General features: G+C 64.7%; 22 protein-coding genes and 2 tRNA genes. 12 read left to right on the forward strand and 12 right to left on the reverse strand.

Features of this window, described 5'->3' with window-relative positions; genetic code table 11:
• Positions 1-27: 27 nt before the first annotated feature.
• Positions 28-585, reverse strand: a complete 558-nt coding sequence (gene frr, locus ILT46_RS00215; RefSeq protein WP_199502627.1) for a ribosome recycling factor — start codon at positions 583-585, stop codon at positions 28-30.
• 2 nt (positions 586-587) lie between these two features.
• Complete coding sequence (gene pyrH, locus ILT46_RS00220) at positions 588-1307, reverse strand: UMP kinase (protein WP_199502628.1); 720 nt, start codon at positions 1305-1307, stop codon at positions 588-590.
• Between the two features lie 160 nt (positions 1308-1467).
• Between pyrH and ILT46_RS00225 the strand changes: the two genes are divergently transcribed.
• The gene (locus tag ILT46_RS00225; protein WP_199502629.1) at positions 1468-2208 is read left to right on the forward strand and encodes a metallophosphoesterase; all 741 of its coding nucleotides are present in this window, start codon (positions 1468-1470) and stop codon (positions 2206-2208) included.
• A 60-nt stretch (positions 2209-2268) separates the two neighbouring features.
• Here ILT46_RS00225 and tsf read toward each other — a convergent pair whose 3' ends face one another.
• Positions 2269-3195, reverse strand: coding sequence for a translation elongation factor Ts (tsf, locus tag ILT46_RS00230; RefSeq protein WP_199502630.1), 927 nt, complete (start codon positions 3193-3195; stop codon positions 2269-2271).
• Positions 3196-3288: 93 nt separating this feature from the next.
• A complete protein-coding gene (gene rpsB / locus ILT46_RS00235; RefSeq protein WP_199502631.1) occupies positions 3289-4068 on the reverse strand; it encodes a 30S ribosomal protein S2 in 780 nt (259 codons plus the stop codon).
• A 308-nt stretch (positions 4069-4376) separates the two neighbouring features.
• Between rpsB and ILT46_RS00240 the strand changes: the two genes are divergently transcribed.
• Positions 4377-4637 (forward strand): hypothetical protein, encoded by a 261-nt coding sequence (locus tag ILT46_RS00240; RefSeq protein WP_199502632.1) that lies wholly within the window; start codon positions 4377-4379, stop codon positions 4635-4637.
• Here ILT46_RS00240 and pssA read toward each other — a convergent pair.
• The 4 genes from pssA to ILT46_RS00260 all read right to left on the reverse strand — a co-directional run bounded on the left by pssA (position 4603) and on the right by ILT46_RS00260 (position 7483).
• Positions 4603-5421 (reverse strand): CDP-diacylglycerol--serine O-phosphatidyltransferase, encoded by an 819-nt coding sequence (pssA, locus tag ILT46_RS00245; RefSeq protein ID WP_199502633.1) that lies wholly within the window; start codon positions 5419-5421, stop codon positions 4603-4605. The genes ILT46_RS00240 and pssA overlap by 35 nt on opposite strands.
• A complete protein-coding gene (locus ILT46_RS00250; RefSeq protein WP_199502634.1) occupies positions 5418-6167 on the reverse strand; it encodes a phosphatidylserine decarboxylase in 750 nt (249 codons plus the stop codon). Before ILT46_RS00250 ends, pssA begins: the two co-directional genes overlap by 4 nt.
• 60 nt (positions 6168-6227) lie before the next feature.
• Complete coding sequence (locus tag ILT46_RS00255; protein WP_199502635.1) at positions 6228-7355, reverse strand: beta-ketoacyl-ACP synthase III; 1128 nt, start codon at positions 7353-7355, stop codon at positions 6228-6230.
• A 42-nt stretch (positions 7356-7397) separates the two neighbouring features.
• Positions 7398-7483 (reverse strand) — tRNA-Tyr (locus ILT46_RS00260).
• 190 nt (positions 7484-7673) lie between these two features.
• Here ILT46_RS00260 and rlmB point away from each other — a divergent pair.
• Positions 7674-8420 (forward strand): 23S rRNA (guanosine(2251)-2'-O)-methyltransferase RlmB, encoded by a 747-nt coding sequence (gene rlmB / locus ILT46_RS00265; protein WP_199503054.1) that lies wholly within the window; start codon positions 7674-7676, stop codon positions 8418-8420.
• A gap of 335 nt (positions 8421-8755) precedes the next feature.
• Here the strand turns inward: rlmB and ILT46_RS00270 are convergent, their stop codons facing one another.
• Complete coding sequence (locus ILT46_RS00270) at positions 8756-9430, reverse strand: hypothetical protein (RefSeq protein WP_199502636.1); 675 nt, start codon at positions 9428-9430, stop codon at positions 8756-8758.
• Between the two features lie 81 nt (positions 9431-9511).
• Between ILT46_RS00270 and ILT46_RS00275 the strand changes: the two genes are divergently transcribed.
• Complete coding sequence (locus ILT46_RS00275) at positions 9512-10615, forward strand: branched-chain amino acid aminotransferase (protein WP_199502637.1); 1104 nt, start codon at positions 9512-9514, stop codon at positions 10613-10615.
• Positions 10616-10617: 2 nt separating this feature from the next.
• On the opposite strand, the gene ILT46_RS00280 is transcribed toward ILT46_RS00275, so the two are convergent.
• Together ILT46_RS00280 and ILT46_RS00285 are read right to left on the reverse strand one after the other, a co-directional pair.
• Positions 10618-12675, reverse strand: a complete 2058-nt coding sequence (locus tag ILT46_RS00280; protein WP_199502638.1) for an NAD(+) synthase — start codon at positions 12673-12675, stop codon at positions 10618-10620.
• A gap of 43 nt (positions 12676-12718) precedes the next feature.
• Positions 12719-13741, reverse strand: a complete 1023-nt coding sequence (locus tag ILT46_RS00285; RefSeq protein WP_199502639.1) for a DNA topoisomerase IB — start codon at positions 13739-13741, stop codon at positions 12719-12721.
• A 93-nt stretch (positions 13742-13834) separates the two neighbouring features.
• On the opposite strand from ILT46_RS00285, the gene yghU reads away from it, so the two are divergent.
• The 6 genes from yghU (at position 13835) to ILT46_RS00315 (ending at position 16202) form a co-directional block, all read left to right on the forward strand.
• On the forward strand, positions 13835-14680 hold the full coding sequence (gene yghU, locus ILT46_RS00290; protein ID WP_199502640.1) for a glutathione-dependent disulfide-bond oxidoreductase: 846 nt from the start codon (positions 13835-13837) through the stop codon (positions 14678-14680).
• A 46-nt stretch (positions 14681-14726) separates the two neighbouring features.
• Positions 14727-14801: transfer RNA gene (locus tag ILT46_RS00295), tRNA-Gln, on the forward strand.
• A gap of 18 nt (positions 14802-14819) precedes the next feature.
• Positions 14820-15182, forward strand: a complete 363-nt coding sequence (locus tag ILT46_RS00300; RefSeq protein ID WP_199502641.1) for a hypothetical protein — start codon at positions 14820-14822, stop codon at positions 15180-15182.
• Positions 15179-15532 carry an FkbM family methyltransferase gene (locus tag ILT46_RS00305; protein ID WP_233396907.1) on the forward strand — a complete coding sequence of 118 codons (354 nt, stop codon included), beginning with the start codon at positions 15179-15181 and terminating at the stop codon, positions 15530-15532. Before ILT46_RS00300 ends, ILT46_RS00305 begins: the two co-directional genes overlap by 4 nt.
• Positions 15532-15918, forward strand: a complete 387-nt coding sequence (locus ILT46_RS00310; RefSeq protein WP_199502642.1) for a group III truncated hemoglobin — start codon at positions 15532-15534, stop codon at positions 15916-15918. Before ILT46_RS00305 ends, ILT46_RS00310 begins: the two co-directional genes overlap by 1 nt.
• Complete coding sequence (locus ILT46_RS00315) at positions 15918-16202, forward strand: DUF1971 domain-containing protein (protein ID WP_199502643.1); 285 nt, start codon at positions 15918-15920, stop codon at positions 16200-16202. Before ILT46_RS00310 ends, ILT46_RS00315 begins: the two co-directional genes overlap by 1 nt.
• On the opposite strand, the gene ILT46_RS00320 is transcribed toward ILT46_RS00315, so the two are convergent.
• Positions 16172-17587, reverse strand: a complete 1416-nt coding sequence (locus ILT46_RS00320) for a M28 family peptidase (RefSeq protein WP_199502644.1) — start codon at positions 17585-17587, stop codon at positions 16172-16174. The two genes, ILT46_RS00315 and ILT46_RS00320, sit on opposite strands and share 31 nt — an antisense overlap.
• Before the next feature lie 188 nt (positions 17588-17775).
• Between ILT46_RS00320 and ILT46_RS00325 the strand changes: the two genes are divergently transcribed.
• Together ILT46_RS00325 and ettA are read left to right on the forward strand one after the other, a co-directional pair.
• A complete protein-coding gene (locus ILT46_RS00325; RefSeq protein WP_199502645.1) occupies positions 17776-18000 on the forward strand; it encodes a hypothetical protein in 225 nt (74 codons plus the stop codon).
• Between the two features lie 123 nt (positions 18001-18123).
• A complete protein-coding gene (gene ettA, locus ILT46_RS00330) occupies positions 18124-19803 on the forward strand; it encodes an energy-dependent translational throttle protein EttA (RefSeq protein ID WP_199502646.1) in 1680 nt (559 codons plus the stop codon).
• The last annotated feature ends 46 nt before the right edge of the window (positions 19804-19849 follow it).

Genomic DNA, 19849 nt, shown 5'->3' on the forward strand with positions numbered 1-19849 from the left:
GGAACCTCGTCATGGCCGCGCCGGGCATCACTGGCTGAGGATTTCCTTTACCTTGGCCGCGACCACCGTGTCGGTTTCCGCAACGTGATTGTCAGTCATCTTCTGGACCTCGTCCTCGGCGCGCTTGCGGTCGTCTTCCGAAATATCCTTCTTCTTCTCGTCATCCTTCAGCGCCTCCATTCCGTCGCGGCGGACATTGCGGATGGCGATCTTGGCCTTCTCGCCATATTCGCCGGCAAGCTTGGCCAGGTCCTTGCGGCGCTCCTCGGTGAGGTCGGGCAACGGCAGGCGCAGGGTCTGCCCGTCGATCATCGGGTTGAGGCCGAGGTTCGATTTGGCGATCCCCTTTTCGACCGCGATCAGGTTCGACTTGTCCCACACCTGCACGCTCAGCATCCGCGGTTCGGGCGCAGAGACGGTCGCCACCTGGTTCAATGGCATCATCGCGCCATACACCTCGACCACCACCGGATCGAGCAGGCTGGTATTGGCCCGGCCCGTCCTGAGCCCCGACAAATCGCCCTTGAGGCTCTCCACCGCGCCCTTCATCCGCCGTTCGATGTCGGCCTTGTCGTATTTCGCCATGATCAGCTTCCCTGCACTATCGTCTGGACACCATCGCCGCGCAGCACACGCGCGAGATTGCCCTGTTCGCGGATCGAGAACACCACGATCGGAATGGCATTGTCGCGACAAAGCGCGACAGCAGAGGCGTCCATCACCTGGAGATTGTCTGCCAGGACCCGGTCGTAAGTAACGGTGTCGAAACGGTTGGCGGATGCGTTGCGCTTCGGATCGCTGTCATAGACCCCGTCAACGCTGGTGCCCTTGAGCAGTGCATCGCAGCGCATTTCCGCCGCGCGCAAAGCGGCCCCGCTATCGGTTGTAAAATAAGGCGCACCGACGCCCGCGGCGAAGATCACCACCCGCCCCTTTTCCAGATGACGCTCGGCGCGCCGGCGGATCACCGGTTCGCACACCGCGTCCATCTGAATGGCCGACTGGACCCGCGTCTGCACCCCGATCTGTTCGAGCGCATTCTGCATGGCGAGCGCGTTCATCACCGTCGCCAGCATCCCCATGTAATCGGCCTGCGCGCGGTCCATCCCCGCCGCCGCCCCCGCCATCCCGCGAAAGATATTGCCGCCGCCGATCACCAGGCAGATTTCAAGTCCCGTATCCTTGGCGGCCTTTACCTCCTCGGCCAGCTGGGCGACGAAGGCCGGATCGATGCCGAACTGCTGATTGCCCATCAGCACCTCGCCCGACAGCTTCAGCAGGACGCGTTTCATCGGTGGGAGGGGCATGTCGAGACGGAATTTCCCAGTTGCAGCAAAGGTTGCCGCTCCTTAGCCACGAAGCGTGACACGCGCAAAGGGAAAGCCCCGCCCCCGGCTATGGCGGATCATCGCCCCCCTCCTGTGCGCGGCACCGGCGTTGGTTGGCGCCAAGGCGTGGCACGATACGATGCGCGACCCGGCGGTTCGCACCGTATCGGTGCCGCGATCGCTGGTTGACGCCCGTCACCCCCGCCGGATCGTCCTGCTCAGTGATCTGCACGTCGCGGGACCGGATATGCCGCCTTCGCGGCTGGCCCGGATCGTCGCGCAAGTGAACCAGCTGAAGCCCGATCTGGTGCTATTCGCCGGCGATTTTGTCAGCGACAAGCGCGCCGCGAGCCGACACTATTCGACAGCGGCATCGGTGGCGCCCCTTGGCAAAATTGACCGGCGCGCAGTGGGCCTGGCGGTGCCGGGCAACCACGACCATTGGCGCGACGTCGGCGAGTTGAAGCGCGAGCTGGCGAAGGTGCACATCGATGTGTTGCAAAACGCCGTGACCATAGCCGGTGGTGTGCCGATTGCAGGGTTGGACGACGATTTTACCAATCACGCCGATATTGCGCGGACCATGTCCGCACTCGTGGCGCAGGGCGGTCACGGGGTGGTTCTGAGCCACAGCCCCGATCCTTTTCCCGCGCTTCCTCCGCGCACTGGGCTCGTGCTGGCAGGTCATACACATTGCGGCCAGATTGCTTGGCCATGGGGCGGCGCACCCGCCAGCATGTCCCGCTATGGACAGCGTTATGCCTGCGGCGTGGTGCGAGAAAACGGTAACATCCTGATTACCAGCGCAGGTCTTGGCACCAGCGTCGTGCCGTTCCGCCTTTTCACCCAGCCGGAAATCTGGGTCATCGATATTCGCTGAGCTGATGTGAAAACGGCCGCCGGATCGTTCCGGCGGCCGCGTTCTAGATGACAGGAAACCTCAGCCCTTGACGGCGGCGGCGACTTCGGCGGCGAAGTCGGTTTCTTCCTTCTCGATGCCTTCGCCCAGTTGGAAGCGGACGTAGTCGACCAGCTTCACCGTGCCGCCGGCATCCTTGCCCGCCTTGGCGACGACATCGGCGATCGGGGTCTTGCCGTCCTTGACGAACAGCTGGCTGAGCAGCGCGTTTTCCTTGGCGAACTTGGCCACCGCACCATCGACCATCTTGGCCTGCACCTCGGCGGGCTTGCCGCTTTCGGCGGCCTTTTCGCCGGCGATCTTGCGTTCGCGTTCGATCACGTCGGCATCGAGGCCGTCCGCATCGAGCGCCTGCGGAAATGCGGCGGCGATGTGCATCGCCACATCCTTGCCCAAAGGCTCCAGCACATCGGCGCCGAGATCGCTTTCGAGCGCAACCAGCACACCGATCTTGCCCAGATTTGGCGCCGCGGCGTTGTGGACGTAAGGCACGATCATGCCCTGACCGACCGAGACGGTCTTCATCCGGCGCACCTGCTGGTTTTCGCCGATCGTCGCGACATTGTCGGTCAGCTTGTCGCCCACCGTGCCGCCATCGGGGTAAGCCGCATCCTTGAGCGCGGCGACATCATCGCCATCGACATTCAGCGCTGCATCGGTGGTCTTGCGGACGAAATCCTGGAACTTGTCGTTCTTGGCAACGAAGTCGGTTTCCGAGTTCACCTCGACCGCAACGCCCTTCGTGCCCGCCACGGCGACGCCGACAAGGCCTTCGGCCGCAGTGCGGCTCGACTTCTTCTGCGCGGTGGCGAGGCCCTTGGCGCGCAGCGCGTCGACCGCAGCCTCGATATCGCCGCCCGATGCTTCGAGCGCCTTCTTCGCATCCATCATGCCCGCGCCGGTCTTCTCGCGCAGGGTCTTCACATCGGCGAGCGTGTAATCGGCCATTGTTCAATCCTTCACTTGGGGGAATGGGCGCGGCCGGAGGGAGCATGATGCCCGCCCCGGCCGCGCCGCCATGTCACTGGTGGACGGCGCGTGTTACGCGTCGGTGGCTTCCGCCGCCGGCGCGGCGACCGCAGCTTCCGCCGGCGGTTCGTCCATCGCCCCGAAATCGGCGCCCGAGCTGGTCACGGCCTCGCCCTTGCCGGTCCGCGCCGCTTCGCCGAACGCTTCGCAATAGAGGCGGATGGCGCGGCTGGCGTCATCATTCGCTGGAACAGGGAAGGCGATGCCGCTCGGATCGACATTGGTGTCGAGCACCGCGACCACCGGAATGCCGAGGACATTGGCTTCCTTAATCGCCAGGTCTTCCTTGTTGGCGTCGATCACGAACATCACGTCGGGAATGCCGCCCATGTCGCGAATGCCGCCAAGCGACATTTCCAGCTTGTCGCGTTCGCGGGTCAGCTGGAGCACTTCCTTCTTGGTGAAGCCCGAAGTGTCGCCCGACAGCTGCTCTTCAAGCGTCTTGAGGCGCTTGATTGACTGCGAGATCGTCTTCCAGTTGGTGAGCATCCCGCCCAGCCAGCGGTGGTTGACGAAATGCTGGCCGGCCGCGCGAGCGGCCTGGGCAATCGGCTCCTGGGCCTGACGCTTGGTGCCGACGAACAGCACCTTCCCGCCCGAACGAACGGTCTGCGACACGAAGTCGAGCGCGCGCGCCATCAGCGGCACCGTCTGCGACAGGTCGATGATGTGAACCCCGTTGCGAGCACCGAAGATGTAGGGCTTCATCCGCGGGTTCCAGCGGTGAGTCTGGTGGCCGAAATGCGCGCCGGCCTCGATCAATTGCTGCATGGAGACGGTCGGGGCCGCCATAGGTAATTCCTTTCCGGTTCTGCCTCTGGGATGCTGGAAGCGCGGCGGATCACCCGCATGCGCCACCGGTATGTCAGCGCACCCCATGTGGATTTGTCTGCCGAATCATCCGGCAGGCGCGCGCGCTTTAGGCGGGCGCCGCGGCTTTGGCTAGTCCCACCGCCCGCGCAGCGAATTTGCGCTTGACTTGTTGGGAACAAAAAGAGAACACGGAACAACGCCGGAACGGATTGTACGATTCGGAGTTTTCCACACCAGTGCACCGTCTGTTCACAGATGTGTGCACAGCAGGATAGAAGGTCTTTGCCATGCACGCTTCGATGCTGATTGTGCTGTTCGCCCTGGCGACGTTGGCGGCGCTGTGGGTGGTCGCCGACAGTGCCCTTCGTGCAGGGGCGATCTGGCGCCAGTTGCGGCCGGCCCATGACATCGCTCGGCAGCGCCAGGCGGTCCGCGTCCGGTTTACCGACGCGTCGCATCCCGTCACGGGGCAGGTTGTTCCGTTGGTCAGGGCCCGGGCAGTCCCGGTGCCGTCTACCCCGCGCTGTTCGCTGCGCGCTGCCGCCTGACGCGGGCATAACGCAGCCAGCCAAATGGCATCAGCGCCAGATAGACGAGGCAAATCCCGATCAGCGTCCACCACGGCTCCACCAACAATGCGGCAAATACGAGCCCGAACAGGGCAATCAGTTCGAGCCTGATGGTGCGCCGCGGGCGCATTGACGTCCAACTGAGGGTGGCGATGTTCGAAATCATCAGAAAAGCGATTATTGCCAGCCACATCCCGACGAGAACGGGATTGCGGAACAGCTCCAACCCCGTCGCCATCCACAGGTAGAAAGGCAGGAAGCCCAGGCCCGCGCCGACGGGTGCTGGCACACCGGTCAGGAAACCGGCCGACTTATGGGGTTGCTCGTCCACATCGATCTGCGCGTTGAACCGGGCCAGTCGCAAGGCGCAACAAATGGCAAAAGCGAGGCTGGCAAACCAGCCGAGGCGCGGCAGGTCCTGCAGCGACCACATATAAAGGATCAGCGCAGGCGCCATGCCGAAACTGAGCGAATCGGCCAGGCTGTCGAGTTCTGCCCCGAAGCGCGATTGGGCCTTGAGCAGCCGCGCAATCCGCCCGTCCAGCCCGTCGAGCACGCCGGCCAGAAGGACCGCAACGATGGCCTCAGGCCAATCCCCTGTCACCGCAAAACGGATGCTGGTCAGCCCCGAGCACAGCGCCGCGGCTGTGATCGCGTTGGGCACCACTGCGCGAAGCGACAGGCCGCGCGCGCCACGTCGACCGGCCACCGGCTCATCCTCGGCCGATTTGGGGCCGAGCCGTTCGGCCGGCTGATCGCTCACAACGCCCGGCCTTCGACGAGCTTCTGCTGCCCGATTTCCGCCAGGATCGTCTCACCAGCGATGACCTTCTGCCCCAGCAGCACCTTGGGATCGGTGCCCGCGGGCAGATAGACGTCGACCCGGCTCCCGAACCGGATCAGCCCGACCCGCTGCCCCGCCGCCAGCGTGTCGCCCGGCTTGACGAACGGAACGATCCGCCGCGCCACCAGCCCGGCAATCTGGGTAAAACCGATCCGCGTGCCGTCCGCCCGCTCGATCAGGATATGCTGGCGCTCGTTCTCTTCGCTCGCCTTGTCGAGGTCGGCGTTGAGGAACTGGCCGGGAATATAGGCCACGCGGCGCACTGTGCCACTGATCGGCGCGCGGTTGATGTGGACGTCGAACACGCTCATGAAAATCGACACACGCGTGACCGGGCCCGCGCCCAGCCCGGGACCCGTCGCATCATCGGCGCGCATTTCGGGCGGTGGCTCCACCTGGCTGATCAGCGAAACCAGCCCGTCTGCCGGGGCGATGACAAAGCGGTCATCCTGCGGCACCACGCGCTCGGGATCGCGGAAGAAGGCGAATACGCCAGCCGACAGCATCAGCAAAGGCCACCCGACAATCTCCCAGTCCAGCGCCAGCAGGAACACCAGCGCAATCGCGACCGCGATCAGGCCAAATTTGCGTCCTTCGGGGTGGATCGGGGGCCAGGACCAGCTGGCTTCACCCCGGCCACGGTTGTCTAATATCTCACCGGCCATAGCCGGCACGTCTAGATGAGCGCGCCGGTGCTGCCAACCCTTGCCCACAGGTGCCGGCTGTCAGCCAGCCTTGCGCACAAACACGCTGCCCACCGAATACCCTGCCCCGAAGCTGCAGATGAGGCCGGTATCGCCCGCTGCCAGATCGGCGCTGTGGAGATGAAAGGCGATGATCGAACCTGCGCTCGACGTGTTGCCATAGGTGTCGAGCACGGTCGGGCTTTCGTCCTCGTTCGCTTCGTGCCCCAGCACGCGCTGCGCGATCAGCCGGTTCATCCCGGCATTCGCCTGGTGCAGCCACAGCCGCCGCAGGCTCTGCGGGTCGATCGCCAGCCGCTCGGCTTCTTCAAGGATCAGCGCCGCGACCATTGGCACGACTTCCTTGAACACCTTGCGACCTTCCTGGACGAACAGCTTGTCCGCCGCCCCGGCGCTGTCGGGATGCGCGCGGTTAAGGAAGCCGAAATTGTTGCGGATATTGTTCGAGAAGACGGTCTTCAGCCGTGTGCCGAGGATCTCCCAATGACCCGCCGGGGCCATGTCCGCGGCCTCGACCAGCACGGCTGTCGCCACATCGCCGAAGATGAAATGGCTGTCGCGGTCGCGCCAGTTGAGGTGCCCGCTGGTGATTTCGGGGCTGACCACCAGCACGCTGCGGGCATTGCCGGCGCGGATGTAATCGGCGGCCGTCTGGATGCCGAACGTCGCTGAGGAACACGCGACATTCATGTCGAAAGCGAACCCGTCGATTCCCAGCGCCTGCTGGATCTCGATCGCCATCGCTGGATAGGGCCGTTCCATATTGGAAGCCGCGCACAGAACAGCGTCTACATCGGCAGCGCGGCGGCCGGCCCGGTCGAGCGCCTGCTCGGCAGCGGCAACGCCGATTTCGGCCATCAACGACAGTTCGTCATTGCCCCGCTCGCGCCAGCGCGGCGCCATGATGGCGGGGTCGAGTAAGGGCGCCTTGCACATCACGTGACGCGCCTTGATCCCGCTCGCCTTCTCGATAAATTCTACCGAGCTCGGTTGCAGCGCCTCGCGCGTGCCGGCAGCGATGGGCTCGGCATGGCGGGCATTTTCGTCCGCGACGAATGCGTTGAAGCTGGCGACCAGCTCCTCATTGGTGATGCTCTCGGGCGGGGTGAACAACCCGGTGGCCGAGATGACGGGGACGGGGTGATCCATTGCTCAGCTCGCGCGCCGCGCCCCGTTGGGGGCCAGAGAAAGTGGTGGACAGGGCTGGATTCGAACCAGCGTACGCTTGCGCGGGCAGATTTACAGTCTGCTGCCTTTAACCACTCGGCCACCTGTCCACGTGCTGTGCCAGCCGCTCAAAAATGATCGGGGCACGAGGGCCCCGGCCAGCCGAGAGGCGCCCCCATGACGAAGCCGCGCTTGCCTGTCAACCGCCGCGCTGGCACAGGCCCGCGCTCGGCACGGCGACAGGAGCAAACAGTGGCAAGACCGGATCGCAAACGTGCCTTGCGCGGCCGCGCGGGGCGGATGCAGGGCGGGCGCGGCAGCGGCCGGGCCAGCACCGGACAGGTGCGCCTGTGGGGCCGCCACGCGGTCGAGGCGGCGCTGAAGAACCCGGCGCGCCAGCACCGCAAGCTCTGGGCGACGCGCGACGGGGTCGCGTCGCTCGACGGAGAACTGCCGGCCGATTTTCCGGTCGAATATGCCGATACGCCCGATCTTGACCGGCTGGTCGCGCGCGATGCGCCGCATCAGGGGCTGGTGCTGGAATGTGCCCCGCTCGAAGATCTGCATCTCGACGAGGTGCTCGATGCCGACAATGGCCGGCCGATCCTGGTGCTCGATCAGGTGACCGACCCGCATAATGTCGGCGCCCTGCTGCGCTCTGCGGCGGCGTTTGGCGCGGCGGCACTGGTCACGCAGGACCGCCATGCTCCGCCCGAAAGCGGCGTGGTCGCGAAATCGGCCAGCGGGGCGCTCGAACTGGTGCCGTGGGTGCGGGTGGTCAACCTCGCCCGTGCGCTGGAGCAGATGGCGGAGGCGGGTTATTGGCGGATTGGTCTTGCCGGCGAAGCCGATGCGGTCCTCGCCGATGCCCTCCCCGCCGGGCCGGTGGCGCTGGTGCTGGGGGCCGAAGGCGAAGGAATGCGCCACAATATCGCCGAGCATTGCGATGCGCTGGCCCGCCTGCCGATTGCGCCGGCGATGGAAAGCCTTAACGTGTCGAACGCGGGGGCGATCGCGCTCTACGCCATCGCCGCGCGAAACGGCTGAATGCCCGCTTCTAGACGCGGTCACAAGCGCCGGATTGTGACCGGGAAAAAGTTTATTGCAAGACTTGTCTTGCGCCGCGGAAAGACTCACATTGCCAGCAAGATCGGCGGCACACGCGATCTTGGGCGGCGGTGAAATGCACGCTCTGGCTCACAAGCGCGAAAGGAGGTGATCCGATGTCTCATGGTTCAGCAGAGAGGTCGGCCAGTTTCCGTTGCGAGCATTATCGGTAAGCATCCGTCACCGATAAAGGCTTCGTGAGCGGCGCTTGCGGCCGCTGACCATGCGAAGGGCAGCTTCCCCACGGGCGGAGCTGCCCTTCTCATTTCCTACGCCTATTCCATTCCTTCGGGTGCAGGGAAACCGAGGCCGATCCCGTCCAGTTGCACGTCCTTGCCGGCGAGGCGCGTATCGTCGGACGAAAGAGTAACGCCGTCGCCCATGGTGCCTGCCGGAGCATCCGCGCTGACGGTGAAGCGCAGCACGACGCTGCACGGGGCAGCCGCCGAAGCCAGCGCGCCGCCGGCAAGATCGGTGACCATCCCGCCATAATCCCAGCCGAAGCCGGAGAGCTTGAACGGGCGACCATTCGCCGCCGTCACGGCAGAGAGCGGCGCATTGGCAGCGAGACCGACCACGCGCCAGGCGCTTCCGGCGGGGACCGCGATGTGGGCCGGGCGGGTCAGGGCGTCGTCCCAGAACAGCACCTCGACCCGGCGCGCTGGATCGTTGGCCCACAGCACGACGCCCGGCGTTTCCATCCCTTCGGCGCCAGGCACGGTCATCCGCTGTGCGGCCGGCCCATAGCGAGCGATCAGCGTGTCAGCGCTGTCATCCGCCCGGATCGGGCTGGTACAGGTCAGTTCGCCCGGCTCAGCCGCGTCAGGCGCAGCAGGGGCGGGCGTCGAAACCGACGCTGTCTCATAGACCGGTTCCGATTGCTCGGCTTGAGGCTGGCCGCATCCCGCCAGAGCTGCCAGCCCGGCCAGCACCGCCACCTTGTTGTTCATCCAGACCTCCCTCGCGCTCAGGTTGTCGCCATTACGCTTTCGCCTTATGCGCGCGATGAAAGCAACAAGGTATGCCGTTCGATGACCACTCCTGCCGCCGCCCATTCCTTTGACCGTCTGCCGCACGCCGCGCCCGTTCCTTCGGCCACGCGCGAGCAGGCGCTGGCCAATCCCGGTTTCGGGACCATCTTCACCGACCACATGGTCACGGTCGACTATGACGCGGAAAATGGCGGCTGGCACGGGGCGCGGATCGGGCCGCGCGAGCCGCTGTCGCTCGACCCGGCCTGCGCGGTGCTGCATTACGCGCAGGAAATCTTCGAGGGGCTGAAAGCATATCGCGGCGCGCAGGGCCAGATGACCCTATTCCGCCCGGACCAGAACGCGCGCCGGTTCAATGCCTCGGCCCGGCGACTTGCAATGCCCGAACTGCCCGAAGAGCTGTTCATCGCAGCCTGCCGCGAATTGGTGCTGACCGACCGCGACTGGTTTCCCAGCGTTGAGGGTGGCTCGCTCTATCTGCGCCCCTTCATGTTTGCGACCGAGGCCTTTCTGGGCGTCCGCCCTGCCCGGCAATACAGCTTCATCGTCATCGCCAGCCCCGCCGGCAACTATTTCAAATCAGGCGCGCCGGCCGTGTCGATCTGGGTCGCTCGTGACTATACCCGCGCGGCGCCCGGCGGTACCGGGGCGGCCAAGTGCGGCGGCAATTACGCCGCCAGCCTGGTGCCGACGGGCGAAGCCTTCGCCCAAGGGCACGACCAGGTGCTGTTCCTCGACGCGGCCGAACGCCGCTGGATCGAGGAACTGGGCGGGATGAACCTGTTCTTTGCGTTCGACGATGGCAGCGTCGTCACCCCGCCGCTGACCGGAACGATCCTGCCGGGCATCACCCGCGACAGCCTGATCCAGCTGATGCGCGACGAGGGGCTCATCGTGCGCGAGGAGCCCTATGCGATCGACCAATGGCGGACCGATGCGCAATCGGGCCGGCTGGTTGAAACACTCGCCTGCGGGACCGCCGCCGTGGTTACCCCAGTGGGCAAGGTCGCCGACCGCGATGGCGATTTCACCATCGGCAGCGGCGGGCCGGGCCAGTTGGCGCAGAAGCTGCGCGCGCGGCTGGTGGCTATCCAGAGGGGCGAGCAGCCCGACCCGCATGGCTGGGTGATGCCGATCGGCTGACCCTATTCGGCGGGCACGTTGGCGCGCAATTCGGCCAGCCACACATCGGCCACCGCATCGGACGGTGCGCGCCAATCACCGCGCGGGCTGAGCGCCCCGGCCGCGCTCACCTTCGGACCATTGGGCATGGCGCTGCGCTTGAATTGGCTGAACTGGAAGAACCGCCAGACAAACTTTTCCAGCCAATGGCGGATGGTCGCCAGATCGTATTGCTGCCGCCCCTCCTCGGGAGAACCCGCTGGCCACACCCCCGCCCCGGCATCCTTCCACGCGTGCCAAGCGAGGAAGGCGATCTTGCTCGGTTTCTGCCCGGCGCGGATCGTGTGATGGATGAAGAAGTCGTTGAGCGCATAGGGCCCGACCGCATCCTCGGTGCTTTGCACCTTGCCGCTCGCCCCCGCCGGAACCAGCTCGGGCGAAATCTCTGTTGCAAGGATCGCTTCGAGGACGGCGTCCGTCGCAGGGTCGAACTGGTCGGTGCGGGTAGCCCAGCGGATGAGATACTGGATCAGCGTCTTGGGCACGCCCGAATTGACGCCGTAATGGCTCATCTGGTCGCCCACGCCATAGGTTGCCCAGCCGAGCGCCAGTTCCGACAGATCGCCCGTCCCGACGACAAAGCCGTTATGCAGCCCGGCAATGCGGAACAGATAATCGGTTCGCAGGCCCGCCTGAACGTTTTCGAAGGTCGTGTCGTACACCGCCTCGCCCTTGGCAAAGGGGTGGCCGATATCTTCCAGCATCCGCCGCGCGGCCGGGGTGATGTCGATTTCTTCCGCCGTGATGCCGATGGCCTGCATCAGCTTCCACGCATTCGATTTCGTATGATCGGAGGTGGCGAAGCCCGGCATGGTGTAGCCGCGGATCGTCGTGCGCGGCAGGTTCAGCAGATCGCACGCCTTGGCACAGACGATCAGCGCATGGGTCGAATCCAGCCCGCCCGACACGCCGATGACCAGCGATTTGGCTCCAGTCGCGTGCATCCGCCGGACCAGCCCGTCGACCTGAATGTTAAACGCCTCATAGCAATCCTCGTCGAGCGCATGCTGGCGCGCCGGCACGAACGGGAACCGGGCGACACTGCGCCGCAGGCCGCGATCATCGGCGGCGGGGATGTGCTTGAAGCCGACCCGGCGATAGGTTTCCTCGGGTCGCGGTTGCAGCTGCGCGCTGTCGGTGAACGTGCCATTGCGCATTCGTTCGGACAGGATGCGCGCGCCATCGACATCCGCCACGCACATTTCGGGCGCGAGATCGAACCGCACGCTTTCGGCCAGGAGGTCGCCCAGCTCGTAGATCATCCCCTGCCCGTCCCACGACAGGTCGGTGGTGCTTTCGCCGAACCCACTGGCGGAATAGGCGTAGGCTGCAATCGCGCGCGAGGATTGCGCCCGCGACAACAGGTGCCGGTCTTCCGACTTGCCGATCGTTACGTTGGATGCCGACAGGTTGAGCAGGATCGTCGCCCCCGCGAGTGCGGCATAGGTGGATGGCGGGATCGGCGCCCAGAAATCTTCGCAAATGTCGATACCGAGGACGAATTCGGGGCAACCATCGGCCGCAAAGATCAGGTCGGTGCCGAAGGGAACTTCCACCCCGCCAACCGTGATGGTGAGCCCCGTGGTCTCGCGTCCAGACGCGAACCAGCGCTTTTCATAGAATTCGCGGTAATTGGGCAGGAAGATCTTGGGGACCACGCCCAGCAGCTTCCCCCGCGCCATCACCAGCGCACAATTGTAGATATGGCCATTGCGGCGCAGCGGCGCGCCGAACGCCAGCACCGGGGCAAGTTCCGCAGTCTCTGCTGCGATCTGGCCGATCGCCTCTTCGACGGCGTCGAGCAGAGCGATTTGCAGATGCAGATCGTCGATCGCATAGGAGGAGACCGTGAGTTCGGGGTAGAGCAGCACGTCCACCCCGGCCGCGTGCGCCTCGCGCGCCTGCTCGATGATCCCGGTTGTATTGTATGCGACATCAGCGGTGCGGGTCTGCGGTGTCGCAGTAGCGACACGGACCATGCCGTGCGTCGCGAGATGATAGAATGGGTGGGCGCTGCTCATCGGGCGCTTGTTTCCTATCCCGCGCTGCCGCGCAAGCGCCGCCTCAAGCTGCGGCGGCCGCAATGAGCGCATGCGACGATCCGGCATCCTGCAACAATTCGATCAGCCCGCGTTCTTCGCGCGTCAGCCAGCGCGTTGCGCGCGGCAGGCGCAGGCTCGCGCGAAAATCCTCCTGCGTGTCGATTAGGCTCATCACTGCAGGGTGGATATAGCTCTTGCGGCAGACGGTCGGTGTGTTGCCCAGTTCGTGCGCGATCGCAGTGGTAAGCTCCTTTACCGTCAACTTCTCGCTCGACCGGGCCAGCAGGCCATAGCCCATAGCGCTGGCGTGCCAGGTGCGGAAACTCTTGGCGGTGATCGCTTCGCCCATCGTCTCGGCGAGATAGGCATTCACGTCGCTCGAGGTCACCGGCTGCGCAAAGCCGCTGTCGTCGAGATACTGGAACAGGTTCTGCCCCGGCAAGTCCTGCATCGAACGCACCACCTTGGCGAGCCGGCGATCCGACAGTTGCAGATCGCGCACAACGCCCGACTTGCCCTTGTACCGCAGACGCAGGCTGGTGCCGCTGACCTTGGCGTGGCGCTGGCGCAAGGTGGTCGCACCAAAGCTCTTGTTGGTCTTCGCGTATTGTTCGTTGCCGACGCGAATGATGCCGATATCGAGCAACCGGACAACGCCCGCGACAGCGCGCTCGCGCGTTGCATTGCGGCCCGCCAGTTCGCTGTCGACCCGCTTGCGAACCAGAGGCAGCAGGCTGCCGAAGGTGACGCAGCCATCGAATTTGTGGCTCTCGCGCTCGGCCCGGAAATCGGGGTGATAGCGGTACTGCTTGCGCCCCTTGGCGTCATAGCCCGTCGCTAGAATATGCCCGTTATCGGCCGGGCAATACCAGGCATCGACGTAGGCGGGCGGCAGGGCGATGGCGTTCAGGCGCTGTCGCTCCGCCGGATCGCTGATCTTTTGCCCCGTGGCATCGAAATAGGCCCAGCCGGTACCGGCACGGCGACGGGTGATACCGGGAAGACTGTCATCGACGAAAACGAGCTTGGCGCGGGAGCTGGTCATGAATCGGCGAACGCACAACTTCGCAAATCGGCCATTGTCGATCGGCTGTTTTGGCCGCATCCCTTGAAAGTTGAACCAAGCACAGGATGCGCCATGTCCGACCCCTACGTTCCGCCCGCCGTGTGGAGCCCCGACACTGTCAGTGGCGGGGTCTTTGCTGGCATCAATCGACCGTCCGCGGCGCCGCGGATCGAGGCCGAGCTTCCGCGGGGCCAGCATCAGTTGCAGCTATACACGCTGGCGACGCCCAACGGGCAGAAGGCGTCGATCATGCTGGAAGAATTGCTGGAGGCGGGCCATGCGGCGGAATATGACGGCTGGACCATCGAGATCGGTCAGGGCGACCAGTTCTCGACCGGCTTCATCGCGGTCAATCCCAACGGCAAGATCCCCGCGCTGCTGGACTTGCGCGGTCCACAGCCGGTGCGGGTATTCGAAAGCGGTGCGATCCTGCTGCACCTTTCCGACAGCTTTGGCGCATTCGGCGGCCGCGCGGCTGCGCGGGCCGAGGTTCTGAGTTGGCTGTTCTGGCAAGTCGGTGCGGGGCCGTTCATGGGTGGCGGTTTCGGACATTTCTACCACTACGCGCCCGAGAAACTTGAATATCCGATCAACCGCTATGCGATGGAAGTGAAGCGGCTGTTCGATGTTGCCGACCGGCGGCTACAGGAAAGCCGCTATCTCGCCGGCGACGAATACACGATTGCCGATATCGCATCATATCCGTGGCTGTCCGCCTTCGTGTTCGGCACCGCCTATGGCGATGCTCGCGAATTCCTTTCGATCCAGGATTACCACGCGGTCGACCGCTGGGTCCGCGAGATCGCAGATCGCCCTGCCGTGCGACGGGGCCGGCTGGTCGGCCGTGTCACCGGGCCCCCGGAAAAGCAGCTGCGCGAGCGCCATTCCCCGGCTGATTTTGCCGGCAAGGATGTCTGACGCCCCTTCCCTTGCGCGCCTACCGCGCTATAGGGGCGCCGCCTGCTGGGGTGTAGCCAAGCGGTAAGGCACCGGTTTTTGGTACCGGCATGCGCAGGTTCGAATCCTGCCACCCCAGCCAGCCGTCGAGAGGCTGAACATGAAGCGATTGGAGCGTATCAGTCAGCACAGCTTCTTGCCCGCTCTGGTACGAGCGGACAGCACCGTGCTCGACTTGGGTGGCAATCGCGGCGAATTCCCCCTGGGCGTGATGAACCGCTATGGCTGGCATGCCGTCGCCATCGAGCCGACCCCAGCCCTGGCCCAGCATCTGCGAAGTGCCGGTGTCGAAGTGATCGAGGCCGCAGCTGCCGGCGAAGACGGTTCGGTCGAGTTCATTCATGGCGACGGAAAAGAACTAACCGGTTCGATTATGGGCTTGGATGTTGTCGGCAGCGAGTTGAGTGACGCGGCCGGACTGAGAAAATCACGGTCCCAACATATTCGCTACCCAGGTTACTGAAGGGTCGAACAGTCGATCTAGTGAAAGTCGATATCGAGGGGGCGGAAATTGATCTCTTTCTCAAAGCGGACAACGAAACCTTGCTGTCGGCTCGACAATTCACCGTCGAGTTTCACGACTTCTGGTATCCGGAGCTGCGCGATGGGACCGAGCAGGTCAAAGACCGGATGCGCGAGCTAGGCTTCTGGACGATGCGCGGGACGCCAAATAATAAGGATGTGTTATTCGTCCATCCGGACCATCAGGGTAGCGGGTGGCAGCGGCTCGTCGTCGGAGCTGGGCTGCGAAACCTGAACGGGGCCGGGCGGGCGTTGAACCTGGGCCTGCGCAAGATCGCAGGCAAGGGATAATGACCGCGGAGTTGCCCAGCGAAGAGGAACTGGCCCGGTTAATTCCCGCCTTTTACGGCCGCGTACGCGAGGACCCTCTGATTGGGCCGCTGTTCAATGAAGCGATCGACGACTGGCCTCACCATCTTGAACGGCTGACGGCGTTCTGGTCGTCGGTCATGCTGACCAGTGGGCGCTACAAGGGCAGCCCGATGCAGGCGCATCTGCGCCACCGCGAGGCTATTCGACCCGAAATGTTCGCTCGCTGGCTAGCGCTGTGGCACGAGGTGACCGATGCCATGCTGTCCCCCGCGGCCGCACAAGCGATGCAGGGCAAGGCGGACCTGATCGGTGAGAGTCTGCAACTGGCCCTGTTCTACCGGCCCGGGCGCAAGGTTCCGTTGTGATGCCGGGACCCGCGCCTTACAAAACCACCCCGGTGTTCGACCACAACACCCTGCCCGCCGCTATCCGCAGCACACACGCCACAAAGGAAGGCGTGTGGGGCCTCCTGCGTGTGCTTGACGGCGCCGTGACACTTGTATTCCACGACATGCCCGAGCGGCGCGTTCCAGTGACGGCCGCCAATCCCTGCCCCATCCCGCCGGCTGCGCCCCATCACGTCGAGACCGATGGGCCGATGCGGATGCAGGTCGAATTCTACCGCGAACCGCCGCTTCCGGGCGCTTGACCCGCCGGCAAGATCGTCTCGCGCTCATTGGCGAGAATGCCGATCACCGTGGTCCATATCGCGACATTCTGCCGCAATTGCGCCGGGTCGATCTTGTCGAGTGTATCGTCAGGCGTGTGGTGCAAGTCGAAATAGCGGGTGCCGTCCTGCTGTAAGTCGATGATCGCGGTGCGCTGGTCGCGGGCGATGTTGATGTCGGCCCCGCCGGTAGCGACCTCGTCCGAGGTCGACACGCCGAACAGGACCAGCGCAGCGGCGATCCGGTCGTGCAACGCGCGGTTGGCGGCGCGGAAATTGCTGTTGAAGCGGTAAATTCGGTCCGCCCCGAAATCGCTTTCGAGGCCAACCGCGATCGGCTGATCGCGATGCGCGGCGGAATAGGCGACCGAACCGTGGAGCCCCACCTCTTCCGCGCCGGCCATCAGCACCCGCACGGTCCGCAGCGGCTGCGCCCCGGCGGTGGCGTGGCGGGCAGCGGCGGCGACGATGCCGCACCCTGCCGCATCATCGAACGCGCCGGTGCCGTTCCACCAGCTGTCGATGTGGCAGGCCACCAGCACCGGCGGAAGAGACGGATCACGCCCGACAATCTCGCCCACGACATTGCCGCTGGTGGTCTGCCCCAACCTTTGCGGGTTCATCTCCAGCCGTAATGTGATCGGCCGTCCGCCGGCCCGGGCGAACATCCGCTCGAGATTGGCGGCATCGGGCAATGACAGGGCGCCCGCCGGGGTCGGCGCGACGCCGGCGGGAAAACTGGTGCCCCCTGTATGCGGATTGCGGTGCCAGTCCGTGCCGATCGACTTGATCACCGTCGCCAATGCCCCCTTGCTGGCGGCGATGCCCGCGCCGACCCAGCGCGCGGGCCCCGCAAACCCGTAATGCGAGCCGTCCTGTGTCGGCGTCATCGCGTGGCTGATATAGGCGATCTTGCCCGCAAGGCTGCCGGCCGGCGCGGCGCGCAATTCGTCCACCGTGCGAAACATCACCACCTGCGCCGTGAGGCCGCCGGCGGGCGTTGCCGCGCTATCACCAAGCGGCTGGATCACCAGCGGCTGGGCAAACGGGCTGACGACCTCTGCACGGTGGATGGTGCCGGGAACCCACGTGTCCATCTGGAACGGCTCGTCCGCGACGTTGGCAAAACCCTGCGCCCGCAGCCAGGCCATTGCCCATTGGCGGCCGCGAGCCTCAGCCTCGGTCCCGGCCTGGCGGGGGCCGACCTCGGTGGTGATCCCCTCGACGAAACCCCACGCCAGCCGGTCGTTTTTCAACGCAGAATCGGCGCGCTGCTCGACAGTCGGGGGCGGCGCCGGCGGCGTGCGCGCAGCGAGCGGGGCGGGCAGTGCGGCGAGTGCGACTAGCGCAAAGGGCAAGGTTTTCACGGCGGTGCTGGTATCGTGCGTCTCGCCCGTTGCCAAGCACCGGTTGCCGGATAGGCAAACTGGGCAAGCTGTTCACCCAGGGAACCCGAGTGATAATCTTGAAATTCAACCCTCTATTTGCCGTAACCGAGGAGTCGCGCTAGACTGGCAGCATCGTCTCATCGGGGCCGAGTCGCCAGGAGGGACCAATGCCGCAATACACGGTGAAGATTGCCGGGGGCCATGGGCGCGAACCGCGCGAAATCCGGTTCGAGGCGGACAATCCGGCCATGGCGCTGCAACAGGCCGGGATGTGTATCGAACACGCCAGCGCCGAATTGCTTCAGGATGATCGCAGCCTCGGCATGATCTGCCAACCGGGCGAGATCGCCGACGGATTGTGGTTCCTGACGCCGGGGTCCGCCCCCGGCTGACCAGCGCCGGCGGCCTGTCGCCGTCCGAGCGGACCTGTGCTACCAGCCGGCTTGCCCCGGCGGGCGCCAGCGCCTATTTGCCGCGCCAATCCTGACACACCCTGTATCCCTTGAAGGACGACCATGGCCGCCCAGTACGCATTCGTCATGAAAAACATGACCAAGACCTTCCCCGGCGCGCAAAAGCCGGTGCTGTCGAACATCAACCTGCAATTCTATCAGGGCGCCAAGATCGGCATCGTCGGCCCCAACGGTGCCGGTAAATCGACGCTGATGAAGATCATGGCCGGGATCGACACCGATTTCACCGGCGAAGCCTGGCCGGGCGAGAACATCACGGTCGGCTACCTGCCGCAGGAACCCGAACTCGACCCCACCAAGACGGTGCTGGAAAACGTCAAGGACGGCGCGCGCGAAGTGGCCGACATGGTTGACCGGTTCAACGCGATCAGCGCGGAAATGGGCGACCCTAAGGACGACACCGATTTCGACGCGCTGATGGAGGAGATGGGCACGCTCCAGGAAAAGATCGACGCGGTCGATGGCTGGACGCTCGACAACCAGCTTGAAATTGCGATGGAAGCGCTGCGCTGCCCTCCGGGCGACTGGCCCGTCACCGACCTGTCGGGCGGTGAAAAGCGCCGCGTCGCGCTGACCCGGCTGCTGATCCAGAAGCCCGGTATCCTGCTGCTGGACGAACCGACCAACCACCTTGACGCCGAAAGCGTCCAGTGGCTCGAAAACCATCTCAAGGAATATGCCGGCGCGGTGCTGATGATCACCCACGACCGCTATTTCCTCGACAATGTGGTCGGCTGGATCCTCGAACTCGATCGCGGCAGCTACTATCCCTATGAGGGCAATTACTCGACCTATCTCGAGAAGAAGGCCAAGCGGCTGGAACAGGAAAGCCGCGAGGAAAGCGGCAAGCAAAAGGCGCTGCAACGCGAGCTCGAGTGGATCCGGCAGACGCCGGCCGCACGCCAGACCAAGTCCAAGGCGCGTATCCGCAAGTTCGAGGAATTGCAGGAAGCGCAGGGCGACCGCAAGCCGGGCAAGGCGCAGATCGTCATCCAAGTGCCCGAACGGCTCGGCGGCAAGGTCATCGAGGTCAACAACATCTCGAAGGCCTATGGCGACAAGCTGCTGTTCGAAGACCTGTCGTTCATGCTGCCGCCGGGCGGCATCGTCGGCGTGATCGGTCCCAACGGCGCGGGCAAATCGACGCTGTTCCGCATCCTGACCGGCAAGGAAACGCCTGACAGCGGCACCGTCGAGATCGGGCAGACCGTCCATCTCGGCTATGTCGATCAGAGCCGCGACCACCTCGATGCGAAGAAGAACGTGTGGGAGGAAATCTCCGACGGGCTCGATTACATGAAGGTCAACGGTCACGACATGAGCACCCGCGCCTATGTCGGTGCGTTCAACTTCAAGGGCGCGGACCAGCAGAAGAATGTCGGCAAGCTGTCGGGCGGTGAACGCAACCGCGTGCACATGGCCAAGATGCTGAAAGAGGGCGGCAACGTCCTGCTGCTGGACGAACCGACCAACGATCTCGACGTCGAAACGCTCGGCGCGCTGGAAGAAGCGATCGAGAATTTCGCCGGCTGCGCGGTGGTGATCAGCCACGACCGCTTCTTCCTCGACCGGCTGGCGACCCACATCCTCGCGTTCGAAGGCGACAGCCACGTCGAATGGTTCGAAGGCAATTTCGAAGCCTATGAGGAAGACAAGCGCCGGCGCCTAGGTGATGCCGCCGACCGCCCGACTCGGCTCGCTTACAAGAAGCTGACACGCTGATCAGAGCGTGAATTGGCCGGCCGCTCTCTGCGGCCGGCCGGTTCAC

Origin of the sequence: Qipengyuania sp. YIM B01966, assembly GCF_016461955.1 — a bacterium.
Taxonomy (GTDB): domain Bacteria; phylum Pseudomonadota; class Alphaproteobacteria; order Sphingomonadales; family Sphingomonadaceae; genus QFOP01.